Source organism: Gallicola sp. Sow4_E12 (assembly GCF_052116305.1).
Classification (GTDB): Bacteria; Bacillota; Clostridia; order Tissierellales; family Peptoniphilaceae; genus JBQKLI01.
On the sequence record NZ_JBQKLI010000013.1, the window covers coordinates 21,188 to 34,174 of the forward strand.

A 12,987-nucleotide genomic window follows, 5' to 3' on the forward strand; every position below is an offset into this window, starting at 1 on the left:
GCGAAGCAAAGAAATTAGAAGGAGACTATTATGCAGCATACAATATCTGTTATCGTAGCAGACCGTGCCGGTGTTTTAACCAGAGTTTCCGGTTTATTCTCCCGCCGTGGTTATAATATCGAATCACTGGCTGTAGGAGAAACGGATTTACCGGGAATTTCTCGTATCACACTTGTGGTTAACGGTGACGAAAGAGTCATCGAACAAGTAGGCAAACAATTATACAAATTAATCGACGTCATTAAAGTTCTCGACTTAACGGAAGAGGAATATGTAGAGAGAGAGCTTATTTTGATTAAGGTCCGTGTCGATAAAACTACCCGCACGGAAATTATTCAAATTGCTAATATTTTCAGAGCACGCATTGTTGATATGGCTCCTGACAGTTTTATTATAGAATCTACAGGCTCCAGCAGCAAAATCAAGGCCTTGGAACAGGCTCTTGTCCCTTATCGCATTACAGAGATTGTAAGGACAGGCCGTATCGCCCTAGGACGCGGAAAAGGAGGTTATTTATTATGATCGTAAATGGTGCTCAAGCAGTCATGAAAATCCTCCAAGACGAGGGGGTTGAAAGAATCTTCGGTTATCCGGGAGGTGCTGTTCTTCCTTTATATGACGAACTTTTAAAAACGGATATCGAACATATATTAATGAGAGACGAACAATCCTGCGCCCATGCGGCAAGCGGAGTGTCCAGAAGTACGGATAAAGTGGGCGTATGCCTTTCTACCTCCGGACCAGGTGCGACAAATCTTGTAACAGGAATCGCCACCGCCTTTATGGACTCTGTTCCGATGATCGCCATCACCGGCCAGGTAGCCTCTTCCATGGTGGGGACGGACGCTTTCCAAGAAGTGGATATTACAGGAATTACTCTTCCTATTGTAAAGCACAGCTACTTGGTAAAGAATGTAGAAGACATTCCTCAAATCGTGAAGGATGCTTTCCATATCGCAAACACCGGAAGAAAAGGTCCTGTACTTATCGATATCCCGAAAGATATCCAAATGCAGACCTTCGAATATAAAGAACCGGAACCAACGAAATTACCAGGCTATCGTCCAAACTACAAACCAAATAAAAAACAAGTCACACGTGTACTTAAAAAATTAAAAGAAGCAAAAAAACCTATGATCCTTTTAGGCGGCGGTGTAAACCACGCCAGAGCCTATGAGAAAATCGCACAAATAGCTGAAACCTTAAAAATCCCAGTGATCACAACCCTTATGGGCATCAGCGGGATCAGCAGAGAATGTCCTTACTACTGCGGCATGATCGGTCTTCATGGATCTGTAGCGGCAAACTACGCTACCAGCAACTGCGACTTCCTGTTGAATTTAGGGGCAAGATTCGACGATCGTACGACTATTGTATCCGGAACTTTTGCAACGAATGCGGTGATCGCCCATGTGGATATCGACCCTGCGGAAATCGGGAAAAATATCGACACGAGAATCCCCATCGTTGCGGATATCAACGCCTTCCTTGATGAGTTCATTCCGAAACTTGAACCCCAAGACTGGAGCTGCTGGATGGCGGAAGTCCGAACTATGGTGGATAAATATCCGACTCTAAATAAAGGAAGCAGCACAGTAAGCCCTAAAAAGGTGTTGGAAAAACTAGCTGAAAAAACAGGGCCGAATACTTACGTTACTACAGAAGTCGGCCAGCATCAGATGTTTGCAGCACAGTACTTCCGCTTCAAAAAGGCGGGAACCTTTGTAACTTCTGGCGGATTAGGAACGATGGGATATGGTCTTCCGGCAGCGATCGGGATTGCGATCGAAAACAGAGATCATACGGTTATCAATGTCTGCGGAGATGGATCTCTTCAGATGAACTTCGCAGAAATCGCCACAGCTGTTGAACACGATCTTCCGATCAAACTATTATTATTCAACAACAGCTCTCTAAACCTTGTAAGACAGCTGCAGTATTTCTCCTCTGAGAAGAGATACTCCGGTATCGACTTTACGAAAAATCCTGATTTCTGCAAAATCGTAGAAGCTTATGAAGATACGGAAACTTTCCGTATCCACAACGACAGCCAGATCGATTCTGTACTAGACCGTGCCTTAAACAACGGCAAGTTCACCTTAATCGAAGTCGATGCCGATCCGGACGACATTGTTTACCCGGTTGCATCGCCAGTAGAAGGAATCCGTTCTTTAAGCTATCTTAACGAGACGATCCGCTACTAAAATTCTTTTATATATTAAGGCATGGGGCGAACCACTTTCGCTCCATGTTTTTAAATGACAAAGTTCCATATATCAACGTTTTCCTATATAAAAATTTTGATGTTTATGATATACTAAAGTGTATTATTATGGATTCCTATAAATTAAAATAAATAGAAGGGTGTTTTTTTATGAATAAAATTAAAAAGATCCTCGTAGCCAACCGAGGCGAGATTGCCATTCGAATATTCCGAGCCTGCCAAGAGCTGGGAATTCAATGCGTTGCAATCTATTCAGAAGAGGATAAGACTGCGCTTTTTAGAACAAAAGCCGACGAGTCTTATCAAATTGGAAAAGGATTATCTCCATTAGCCGCTTATTTGAATATGGAAGAAATTATCCAGCTTGCTAAAAATAAAAATGTAGATGCCATCCATCCAGGATACGGCTTCCTTTCAGAAAACTCAGAGTTCGCACGTCTTTGTAAAAAGAACGGCATTATCTTTATCGGACCGAACCCAGAAGTTATGGACAGCTTGGGGGACAAAATCAAATCCAAGATCGTTGCAAAAAGCGCCGATGTGCCAACGATCCCTGGAATTGAAAAACCAATCAAAACAGAAAAAGAAGCCTACGAGTTTGCAAGAGAATGCGGCTATCCTGTCATGATCAAAGCAGCTGCCGGCGGCGGCGGACGCGGTATGAGAATTGTTCACAAAGAAGAAAATCTTCTTAGCGAATTTATCAACGCTCAGTCTGAAGCCAGAAAAGCATTCGGCAACGACTCTATGTTTATTGAAAAGTACTTAAAGCATCCAAAGCATATCGAAGTTCAGATTCTTGGAGACGAGTATGGAAATGTCGTTCATCTTCATGAAAGAGACTGTTCGATTCAAAGACGCCATCAGAAAGTGATCGAGTATACTCCAGCTTTCTATATCAGCGAAGAGCTTCGAGAAAAAATCTGCAACGATGCAATTAAAATCGCCAAGAAAGTAAACTATTCCTGTGCAGGAACAGTAGAGTTCTTGGTCGATGCAGATGATAACCACTATTTCATCGAAGTAAACCCTCGTATTCAGGTAGAACATACTATAACAGAGATGGTAACAGGTATCGACCTTGTTCAGTCTCAAATCCTTGTAGCAGACGGACTTCCTCTTGCAAGCGATGAGATCGGAATTCATGGACAAGAAGATATCCAGCCCCGCGGCTACGCTATCCAGTGCCGTGTTACAACAGAAGATCCTGTAAACGACTTTGCTCCGGACAACGGAAGAATCGATGTCTATCGTTCAGGATCCGGATTTGGAATTCGATTAGACGGAGGAAACGGTTATGTAGGTTCTGTGATCACTCCGTTCTACGACAGTCTTCTTGTAAAGATCATTTCTTTCTCCCGTACATTCGAAGATACCATCAACAAAGCTGCCCGCTCTTTAAGAGAATCTAAAATCAGCGGTGTTAAAACAAATATTGGCTTCTTGCTGAATGTATTGAACACAGAAGAATTTAGAAAAGGACAATGCGATACAGGATTTATTTCCAACAATCCTTCCCTGTTCCAAGTAAAACCGCGAAACGACCGTGAGCTTAAAGTCTTAAACTATATAGGAAATATTGTCGTAAACGACAATACAAGAATTGCAAGAGACTTCAATCCGCCTACCGTTCCGGATATCCAGTCCAATGTAAAATACGCAGGTACAAAGCAGATCTTAGACACAAGAGGCCCGGAAGGATTAACAGACTGGGTTCATGAGCAAAAACAGCTTTTATTAACAGATACTACTATGCGTGATGCTCATCAGTCTTTAATGGCAACTCGTATGAGAACTTCCGATATGCTGAAAATCGCACCTGCTATCAGCCAGAATATGAACAAACTGTTCTCCCTTGAAATGTGGGGCGGCGCAACCTTTGACGTAGCTTACCGTTTCTTAAAAGAAGATCCATGGGAAAGACTGATTGAACTTCGTAAACGAATTCCAAACATCTTATTCCAAATGCTTCTACGAGGAAACAACACTGTAGGATACAAAAACTATCCCGACAATGTGGTACGAGCCTTCGTTAAAGGAGCGGCTGAATCTGGAATCGACGTATTCCGTGTCTTCGACTCCTTAAACTGGATCGAAGGAATGCGCTATGCAATGGACCAAGTCCTTGAATCTGGAAAAGTATTGGAAGGAACGATCTGCTATACAGGAGACATTCTAGACGAAAAAAGAGACAAATATTCTTTGGAATATTATGTTAAAATGGCGAAAGAAATCGAAAAAGCAGGAGCCCATATCCTTGGAATCAAAGATATGTCCGCTTTATTGAAACCTTATGCTGCAAAGAAACTTGTGAATGCTCTTAAAAACGAAATCTCTATCCCTATCCAGCTTCATACACATGATACGACTGGAAACGGAGTCGCAACGGTTCTTCAAGCTGCAGAAGCCGGTGTAGATATAGCAGATACTGCAATCAACTCTATGAGCGGATTGACAAGCCAGCCTGCATTAAACTCTGTCATCGCCGCTTTGGAAGGAACAGAGAGAGCTACAAGCATCAACGTAGACAAAGCAGAAGATATTTCAAAATATTGGGCAGATGTTCGTCCGATCTATCAAAATTTCGAGTCCGATTTAAAATCTGGAACGACAGAAATTTATAAATACGAAATCCCTGGCGGCCAATATTCAAACCTTAAGCCGCAAGTAGAAAGTTTCGGTCTGGGTTCTCATTTCAAAGAAGTAAAAGAAATGTACAAAGGCGTAAACGACATGCTGGGAGATATTGTAAAAGTAACACCATCTTCTAAAATGGTAGGAGATATGGCCATCTTTATGGTACAAAACGAACTTACTCCTGAAGATATTGTAGAAAAAGGACATGATTTAACTTATCCGGATTCTGTTGTATCCTATTTCAAAGGAATGATGGGACAGCCGGAAGGCGGATTCCCGGAAGATCTTCAGAAAATTGTACTAAAAGGAGAAGAGCCGATTACAGTGCGTGCAGGTGAATTGTTAGAACCTCAAGATTTCGCAGCAGACCGGGCTTATCTGAAAGAAACATACGATTTTGAACCGACTCAGCAAGACTTAATCGCTTATGCTCTTTATCCTAAAGTATTTGAAGAATATATTCAGTATAAAAAAGAAAAAGGCGACTTCAGCCATATGGACTCTGCCATCTTCTTCCATGGTTTAAACGAAGGAGATACAAGAGAAGTTCAGCTGGAAGAAGGTAAAATCCTGATTATCAAACTTGTAGAAATCGGAAAAATCGATGAAACAGGCAACAGAAGCCTTACATTCGAAGTAAACGGCAGCCGCCGGGAAATAAAAGTATTCGACGAAACAAGTACAGTTGTCGCAAAAGACGACTTTGTTCAAATAGCCGACCCGTCCAACAAATTGGAAATCGGCGCCAGCATTCCAGGAGCTGTAGTGAAGCTTCTTGTCGCTGAAGGGGACAAAGTAGAAGAAAACCAGCCTCTAATGATTGTAGAAGCGATGAAAATGGAAACAAATCTCGTATCCAAAGTTTCCGGCGTTATCGAAACGATCGTTGTAAAAGAAGGCGATATGGTAGAAAGCGGACAGCTTTTAATAAAATTAAAAGAAGACTAATAAAAAAGGCTATTCAGCAAATTGCTGAATTGCCTTTTTTTGTTTTTTAATAGAATTTATTATAAAGATGTAGTATATCAGGCACCGGAATGATAATCTGTTCTTATGCTTAAGCAGAAAAATGAACGTATCTCTCATTTTTCCTCTGCAACTCTACTCTATCACTCTTTCACTTTTCTTTACCTCTATTTCACAATAAATACGCTGCAGCGTGCATGCTGAGAAACATATTTGGAAGAAGAACCCAAGAAAACGCTTTTCACGCTGCCGTAGCCTCGGCTTCCCATAATTATACAGTCCGCCTCTTCGCGCAGGGCCTGTTCTACAATTCTTGCACTTACATCTCCCACATCTACCACAGTCGTTACTTTTTCAGGATAAGGAAAAGAATCTGCCAGCTTTTTAAGCCAATGGCGGTTGTCTTCTAATAACACTTCAGACTCCTCTTTCTCCGGCTCTTCCTCTCTCTTTATACGTACATCGTCGGGCATATAGTTCCCGCCGTCTTCCAAGTTCGTATACAACAGGACATTGCTTTTAAAACACCGTTGAAGTTCTTTCGCTTGTTCTACAGCTTTTCCGGCTATCTTTGAACCGTCCGTCGCTACCAATAACTTTTTCATAATAACCTCCTCAAATAAAAAGAATCGTTTCTATTACTAATAGGGATACCCCCTATCCCTAATACTCAAACGATTCTTACTCATGTTTTATATGTTTTTTTCTGTATCTTCTTCTTGCTTTGCTGAATAAGAAGCCTTTCGCTGTCTTTCAGTATCAATTTTATGATCCATCAACGTTTCTTCTTTCTGCTTTAATTTATGATTCATCTCCCAGTGGATTAAGACTGTCATAAATACCCGGATCAATATTAATGCAGCTACTTCCACCAGCTGTCGGATATCCCGATAAGCAATCGTCTTGAGAATTTCAGCCCCTAAAAGAATTTCCAAAGCATTTGCCAATCCCAAGTTCATGGTGGCATCTCTTTCCGTATGAGCAAAATCAAATTTGTATTTTACTATAATATTATACATTTCTTTTAAAACAGTAACAACAATTACCATAATTCCGCAAAACTCGATCCCCGCTGCCACTATCGGGATAAACCCCGTCATAAAATCGTGCATCCCATCCTCCTAAAAATTTCACCTTACTATCCTTCTAATGTATAACAAACAATGTCCCTTTACAGCTCTCGATTTGTAAAATACTTTTTCAATCTTTCCGCTCTTTTCCTAATGCCTGGGTGCCAAAGGCATCCCGCCTAGAGCCTAGGTTGCGCAGCAATCCCGCCTATTTCTTCAATCCCCTCAACAAAGCAATCTCTTTTTCATAGCCTTCGATTTCATTCGGTGTTTCAAGTATCATGGGGAGCTTCTCAAGAACAGGATGGTTCACTATATTTTCAAAGGTAGACAACCCAAGCGTTCCTTCTCCGATTTTTTCATGACGGTCTTTCGCAGCACCTCGTTCGTTTTTGCTGTCGTTTAGATGAAGGGCCATTAGTTTATCGAGTCCGATAATCTCGTCAAACTCCTTTAACACTCCGTCAAGATCGTTTACAATATCGTATCCTCCGTCATTCACATGGCAGGTATCCAAACAGACTCCCACAAGATGAGGGTAGTTTACTCTGGAGATAATTTCCTGAAGTTCCTCAAAATTCCGTCCTACTTCTGTGCCTTTTCCCGCCATAGACTCTAAAAGCACCATCGTTTTCTGCTCTTCCCATAAAACAGTATTGAGCATATTTACAATCTCATCGATTCCTTTTTCTGCCCCCTGCTTTACATGACTTCCCGGATGAAAATTATAGTAATGACCCGGAGTATATTCCATTCTCTCTAGATCTTCTTTCATGGCAAGCTTTGCAAATTCCTTTGTCTTCTCCGTATTGCTTGCGCCGTTGAGAGTATAAGGAGCATGAGCTACTAAAGGACCGAAATGGTGTTCCTTTAAAAAGGTGTTCATCCGCTCCATATCCTCTATATCAAGCTTTCTTGCTTTTCCGCCCCTCGGATTTCTTGTGAAGTAGGCAAAGGTGTTTGCCCCAATAGAATGAGCCTGCTTTGCAATGGCTTCATAGCCTTTGCTGATCGATAAATGTGAACCTATATATAACATAAATTTTCCTTTCTTCCTATGAAAAAACTGCCTGATTTCTCAAGCAGCTTATAAAATAATCAAACTAATAGCCATCACGATCATTCCTGCGATAAGGCCTCCGATGGCAATATGATGCTCTGCATATTTTTCTGCTGTCGGCAATAATTCATCGATAGAAATATAAACCATAATCCCTGCTACAAGGGCAAAGACAATTCCAAAGATTGTATCATTCAAGAAGGGTCTTAAAATCAAAAATCCTACCAGTGCTCCGATGGGCTCTGCCAAACCAGAAGCAAAGGACCAAAGAATCGCCTTTTTCTTGTCTCCAGTGGCATAATAGATCGGTGCGCTTACAACGATTCCTTCCGGAATATTATGAATCGCAATCGCTACAGCTATACTAAATCCCAAGGCAGGATCCACGATTGCCGCCATAAAGGTAGCCAACCCCTCTGGGAAGTTGTGGATGGCGATAGCCGTCGCTGAAAGTTTCCCCATCTTAAGAAGTTCGCCTTTTTTCTGATTTTCCTTCGCTTCTTCCGCATCCGCTTCCAGTTCGTCTTCATCTCTATACTCGTGGGGATTTGTCTCTTCTGGAATAACAAAGTCCATCACCGCTATCAAAGCAATCCCTCCAAAAAAGGCTAAGGTTGCAATAATATCCGCCCCCTGATCTCCTCGTCCATTAGTTAAAGATTCTATAGCTTTCGGCATAATCTCCATAAAAGAAACATATATCATAACCCCTGCCGAAAATCCCAAGGAACCCGAGAGAAATTTATCATTATTTCCGCCGCGAAATGCGATAATTCCGCCAATTCCGGTAGAAATCCCTGCAAATAGCGTTAATGCAAATGCCATTAAAACATTCGAATCCAAGTCAACACCTGCTTTCTTTACAAAATCAATACTTTATATACTATACCCCATTTATAATGATTGTAAAAGCTCTTCTCTCTCTATTTCTACTTTTCCTTGATTTACAGCCTTTCTTCCGATATACTAGATGAGGTTTTAACAATTTTTTACAAACAACAATCTATATATAAGCGAGGAAATATGATAACAGTAAGCGAATTAAGCCTTAGTTTTCAAGGAGAGAAATTATTTGACGATGTAAATCTTGTCTTTTCACCGGGAAACTGCTATGGCGTTATCGGTGCTAATGGTGCCGGAAAATCAACATTTTTAAGAGTTTTAGAAGGAAAAATAGAGCCGGATACAGGCCATGTGTCCATTGCCCCGAACCACCGCATGAGCGTTTTAGAGCAGGACCACTTTAAATATGATGAAGAAAATGTAATCGACACTGTCTTAATGGGAAACCCGAGACTTGTAGAGATTCAAAGACAAAAGGATGCCCTGTATGCAAAACCGGATTTCACTGAGGAAGACGGAATCCTTGCAGGACAGTTGGAAGAAGAATTTGCCCAAATGGACGGATGGTCGGCAGAAGCAGAAGCCGCTTCCCTTCTACAAGGAATCGGAATCGATACGTCTTTCCATACTCAAAAAATGAGCGAGCTTTCCGGTAAAGACAAAGTAAAGGTTCTTCTTGCAAAAACACTTTTTGGAAAACCTGAGATTCTCCTTCTAGACGAGCCTACCAACGACTTGGATATCAAGACTATCTTATGGCTTCAAGAGTTTTTAAAAGACTACGAAGGAACTGTAATTGTCGTATCCCACGACCGTTATTTCCTAAATGATATCTGTACCCATATGGTAGATATCGACTATAAAAAAATCCGAATCTTTGTAGGAAACTACGACTTCTGGTACGAATCCAGCCAGCTGGCAGCTAAAATGATTAAAGATGCCAACAAGAAGAAGGAAGATAAGATCAAAGAACTTCAGAGCTTTATTCAGCGTTTCTCCGCCAACAAATCAAAATCAAAACAAGCTACAAGCCGTAAGAAGCTATTAGAAAAAATAGAACTGGACGATATACAACCTTCTTCAAGACGCTATCCTTTTGTAGGATTTGAAATCGGAAGAGAACTTGGAAAAGAAGTGCTTCTCGTTGAAAATCTAAGCAAGACTATCGACGGAGTAGAGCTTCTTAAGGATATTACTTTTAGAATCAACCCTTATGAAAAAGTAGGCTTTATCGGAAACGAACTGTCCATTACTACGCTTTTCCAAATCCTTTCCGGAGAAATGGAACCGGACAGCGGTACGGTTAAATGGGGTAAAACAGTAACTCTATCCTATTTCCCGAAGGACAATGCAAAGTATTTTGAATCCTCTAAGCTTAACCTTGTAGAATGGCTTAGACAATATTCGAAAGACCCTATGGAAAGCTACTTAAGAGGATTCCTAGGTAAAATGCTGTTCTCTGGAGACGATGTCTATAAACCGACAAATGTCCTTTCCGGAGGAGAAAAAGTCCGTATGATGCTTTCAAGAATGATGCTTAACGATGCCAACACCATCATCCTGGATCAGCCTACAAGCCACTTGGATCTAGAGTCCATCGTCGCTGTAAACAACGGCCTTATTTCTTTCAAAGGAAATATCTTTTTCTCCAGCCACGATACAGAATTTATGGATACTATTGCAAACCGCATTATCCATATCGAAGACGACACCTTCGAAAACCATCTTATGAGCTATCATGAGTATATAGAGAAGTTCATTGAGAATAAAGAGTAACAAAAAGCTGTTAGAATCTACAGGTTCTAACAGCTTTTTCTTATTCTTCATTAATCCTTTAGGGGATTCTCCTCCTAGCCGCTAATCTCCACAGCGTCTTTCGGACAGATTGTACTGCAGCGGCCGCATTTCATACAGTCTTGGTTCTTCACTTCCGCCTTTTTTCTATTAATTATAAATTATTCCGGGGACAATCCTCAATACACATTCGGCACCCTGTACATTTCTCTCTATCTATAGATATTATATGCTCCATTCTTTTTTCCTTTCAATAAAGTATTCGCAGCTTCCCATATGCTTTCTTTTAAAAGACCCTCTGTTAAAATCGGATTACCCGTTTATTTATTTAAACCATTATATAATTATGAAAACCCAGGACAGCATTGTTATAGCAATCTTTTACCAATGGTTTTACAATTCTCTTAAGGGTTCTTTGCACCTTTTCATGTAATTATCTGCAGCAAAAAACCCGGGTACTCCGGGTTTATTGTTCATACTGCAGTTCATAAAGCACTTTAAAGATACCATCCTTTTCGATCAGCTCTTCCCGATTGCCTTCTTCGGCGATTTCACCATGGCTTAGGACGATGATATTATCTGCGTCGGCTATGGTGGAGATTCGGTGGGCAATGGCAATGGTGGTACGGCTTTTGCTCATTTTGTTTAGGGCTTCTTGGATCATAAGCTCTGTTTCTGTGTCGATATTCGCTGTGGCTTCATCGAGGATCAGGATTCCAGGATCTCGAACCAGGGTTCTAGCGAAGGACAGCAGCTGTCGTTCTCCTGCAGAGAATGTGGCTCCCCGTTCCATCACAGGGGTTTCCAGTCCTTCTGGAAGTCTTTCGATAAATCCTGTAAGGTTTACGTCTTTTATAGCTTGTTCTACCGTTTCTCTCGAGATCTCAGGATTTCCCAAGGTGATATTATCGTAAATGGTTCCTGTGAAAAGGAACACATCCTGCTGTACAAATCCGATGAACTTTCGGATCTCTTCCGGATCGTATTCCATAATATCGACATCGTCGAAAAGAATCTGTCCTTTCTGGATTTCGTAATATCTTCCGATAAGGTTTATGATGGAAGATTTCCCAGCTCCTGTGGCGCCGACGAAGGCTACCAGTTCGCAGGGTTCTATTACAAAGGATACGTCTTTCAATACCCATTCTTCTTTTACATAGGCAAACCATACATTTTTAAATTCGATTTTTCCTCGGAAGTTTTCAATTTTTCTTTTTCCAAAAAGTCCTGCCATTTCGTTGTCTTCATTTAAAAGACTGAAGATTCGATCTGAAGAAGTACTCGCAGACTGATAGACATTATAGGTTTCTGCCAAGTTTAGAATCGGCATAAAAAACTGCTGTATATAGTCGACAAAGGCATACAACACCCCAAAGCTTATGGTCTGTGCCAGATAACCTCTTCCTCCAAAGTAGATCAGAAGACTGATAGCAAGAGCTCTTATAAGCTCGATTCCCGGACGAAACATGGAGAATAAAAGTACTTCTCTTCTCGTTGCATTCCGATAATCTCTGTTTTCAATATCGAATTCTTTATAGATTCCTTTTTCCCGATTCAAAATCTGAATCATCCGCATTCCGGAAAGGTCTTCGGAAAGGTGGTTGTTTATTTTTGACAAGACACTTCTTTCCCATTGATAGACTTTTCGAACCTGTTTTCGGAAAAGCACGGAGATCAGCACAATAACAGGTGTGATCAACAAAACAAAAAAGGCCAATCGCATATCCATAGAAAACATAATCACAAGGATTCCTGCAACCATAATAAGATTTCGAATCAGTCCGCTTAACACAGAGACAAAGAGTTCGTTAAGATTCTCTGTATCGTTGGTCACTCTTGTGACAAGATTTCCTAAGGGCCTTGTATCGAAAAATTTCATAGACTGGTTTAAAAGCCTAGCGTATAGATCTTTTCTCAGCTTATAAATGATGGACTGCCCTGTACGGTTTAAAAGATAAACCTGCCCATAGCTTAGGGCAAATCCTGAAACCACCGTAAGAAGATAAATGAGAGCAAGAGTGATAACGCCTCTAAAATCTCCCTGCCTTAGATTCATCACCTGGTCTTCGTTTAGAAGAACACCGGATTCCGGATTATTCTGATCTGTTGTCCAGTAAAATCCTTTTTCTGTCTGAACAAGATAGTACTCGCCCTTTTCTCCTTCTTCCATTCTTGTAAACCGGCTGCCGTTGAGCTCGATCTCGCCGTCGGCACTTTCTCTATAAGACTGGTCCAATACGTCGATATGATCATCGATAGCTACCTGCAGGATTTTCGGGCGAAGCAGGTTGAATCCCGTTACTACAAGGATAAGGAGGATAACCACTAGAAACTGCTTCCAATGGGGTTTTAAATAATCTTTTAGATGATAATCATTGAAGTCTTGATCCATA

The 12,987-nt window shown here is 41.1% G+C and carries 11 protein-coding genes; 4 read left to right on the top strand and 7 right to left on the bottom strand.

Annotation, left to right across the window (positions count from 1 at the left end):
- Positions 1 to 30: 30 nt before the first annotated feature.
- The 3 genes from ilvN to ACTQ46_RS07935 all read left to right on the top strand — a co-directional run bounded on the left by ilvN (position 31) and on the right by ACTQ46_RS07935 (position 5,809).
- Positions 31 to 522, top strand: coding sequence for an acetolactate synthase small subunit (ilvN, locus tag ACTQ46_RS07925; RefSeq protein WP_441748755.1), 492 nt, complete (start codon positions 31 to 33; stop codon positions 520 to 522).
- Positions 519 to 2,204 carry a biosynthetic-type acetolactate synthase large subunit gene (gene ilvB / locus ACTQ46_RS07930; protein ID WP_441748757.1) on the top strand — a complete coding sequence of 562 codons (1,686 nt, stop codon included), beginning with the start codon at positions 519 to 521 and terminating at the stop codon, positions 2,202 to 2,204. The genes ilvN and ilvB overlap by 4 nt, the downstream gene beginning before the upstream one ends.
- 170 nt (positions 2,205 to 2,374) lie before the next feature.
- Positions 2,375 to 5,809 carry a pyruvate carboxylase gene (locus ACTQ46_RS07935; protein ID WP_441748759.1) on the top strand — a complete coding sequence of 1,145 codons (3,435 nt, stop codon included), beginning with the start codon at positions 2,375 to 2,377 and terminating at the stop codon, positions 5,807 to 5,809.
- A 185-nt stretch (positions 5,810 to 5,994) separates the two neighbouring features.
- Here the strand turns inward: ACTQ46_RS07935 and ACTQ46_RS07940 are convergent, their stop codons facing one another.
- The 4 genes from ACTQ46_RS07940 to zupT form a co-directional block, all read right to left on the bottom strand.
- Positions 5,995 to 6,432, bottom strand: a complete 438-nt coding sequence (locus ACTQ46_RS07940; protein ID WP_441748761.1) for a universal stress protein — start codon at positions 6,430 to 6,432, stop codon at positions 5,995 to 5,997.
- Between the two features lie 87 nt (positions 6,433 to 6,519).
- On the bottom strand, positions 6,520 to 6,939 hold the full coding sequence (locus tag ACTQ46_RS07945) for a DUF1622 domain-containing protein (protein WP_441748763.1): 420 nt from the start codon (positions 6,937 to 6,939) through the stop codon (positions 6,520 to 6,522).
- 166 nt (positions 6,940 to 7,105) lie between these two features.
- Positions 7,106 to 7,936: a deoxyribonuclease IV gene (locus ACTQ46_RS07950; RefSeq protein ID WP_441748765.1), complete on the bottom strand. Its 831-nt coding sequence runs from the start codon at positions 7,934 to 7,936 to the stop codon at positions 7,106 to 7,108.
- A gap of 48 nt (positions 7,937 to 7,984) precedes the next feature.
- Positions 7,985 to 8,800 (bottom strand): zinc transporter ZupT, encoded by an 816-nt coding sequence (zupT, locus tag ACTQ46_RS07955; RefSeq protein WP_441748767.1) that lies wholly within the window; start codon positions 8,798 to 8,800, stop codon positions 7,985 to 7,987.
- Between the two features lie 180 nt (positions 8,801 to 8,980).
- Between zupT and ACTQ46_RS07960 the strand changes: the two genes are divergently transcribed.
- On the top strand, positions 8,981 to 10,576 hold the full coding sequence (locus ACTQ46_RS07960) for an ABC-F family ATP-binding cassette domain-containing protein (RefSeq protein ID WP_441748769.1): 1,596 nt from the start codon (positions 8,981 to 8,983) through the stop codon (positions 10,574 to 10,576).
- A gap of 74 nt (positions 10,577 to 10,650) precedes the next feature.
- Here ACTQ46_RS07960 and ACTQ46_RS07965 read toward each other — a convergent pair whose 3' ends face one another.
- The 3 genes from ACTQ46_RS07965 to ACTQ46_RS07975 all read right to left on the bottom strand — a co-directional run bounded on the left by ACTQ46_RS07965 (position 10,651) and on the right by ACTQ46_RS07975 (position 12,986).
- Complete coding sequence (locus ACTQ46_RS07965; RefSeq protein ID WP_441748837.1) at positions 10,651 to 10,728, bottom strand: 4Fe-4S binding protein; 78 nt, start codon at positions 10,726 to 10,728, stop codon at positions 10,651 to 10,653.
- A 20-nt stretch (positions 10,729 to 10,748) separates the two neighbouring features.
- Positions 10,749 to 10,832, bottom strand: a complete 84-nt coding sequence (locus ACTQ46_RS07970; protein WP_441748839.1) for a 4Fe-4S binding protein — start codon at positions 10,830 to 10,832, stop codon at positions 10,749 to 10,751.
- Between the two features lie 228 nt (positions 10,833 to 11,060).
- The gene (locus ACTQ46_RS07975; protein ID WP_441748771.1) at positions 11,061 to 12,986 is read right to left on the bottom strand and encodes an ABC transporter ATP-binding protein; all 1,926 of its coding nucleotides are present in this window, start codon (positions 12,984 to 12,986) and stop codon (positions 11,061 to 11,063) included.
- Position 12,987 lies beyond the last annotated feature (1 nt).

What these genes read in the sequence shown, in the direction of transcription:
- ilvN (WP_441748755.1), top strand. Translation starts at nt 31, where the DNA reads ATGCAGCATACAATATCTGTTATCGTAGCAGACCGTGCCGGTGTTTTA.
- ilvB (WP_441748757.1), top strand. Translation starts at nt 519, where the DNA reads ATGATCGTAAATGGTGCTCAAGCAGTCATGAAAATCCTCCAAGACGAG.
- ACTQ46_RS07935 (WP_441748759.1), top strand. Translation starts at nt 2,375, where the DNA reads ATGAATAAAATTAAAAAGATCCTCGTAGCCAACCGAGGCGAGATTGCC.
- ACTQ46_RS07940 (WP_441748761.1), bottom strand. Translation starts at nt 6,432, where the DNA reads ATGAAAAAGTTATTGGTAGCGACGGACGGTTCAAAGATAGCCGGAAAA.
- ACTQ46_RS07945 (WP_441748763.1), bottom strand. Translation starts at nt 6,939, where the DNA reads ATGCACGATTTTATGACGGGGTTTATCCCGATAGTGGCAGCGGGGATC.
- ACTQ46_RS07950 (WP_441748765.1), bottom strand. Translation starts at nt 7,936, where the DNA reads ATGTTATATATAGGTTCACATTTATCGATCAGCAAAGGCTATGAAGCC.
- ACTQ46_RS07960 (WP_441748769.1), top strand. Translation starts at nt 8,981, where the DNA reads ATGATAACAGTAAGCGAATTAAGCCTTAGTTTTCAAGGAGAGAAATTA.
- ACTQ46_RS07970 (WP_441748839.1), bottom strand. Translation starts at nt 10,832, where the DNA reads ATGGAGCATATAATATCTATAGATAGAGAGAAATGTACAGGGTGCCGA.
- ACTQ46_RS07975 (WP_441748771.1), bottom strand. Translation starts at nt 12,986, where the DNA reads ATGGATCAAGACTTCAATGATTATCATCTAAAAGATTATTTAAAACCC.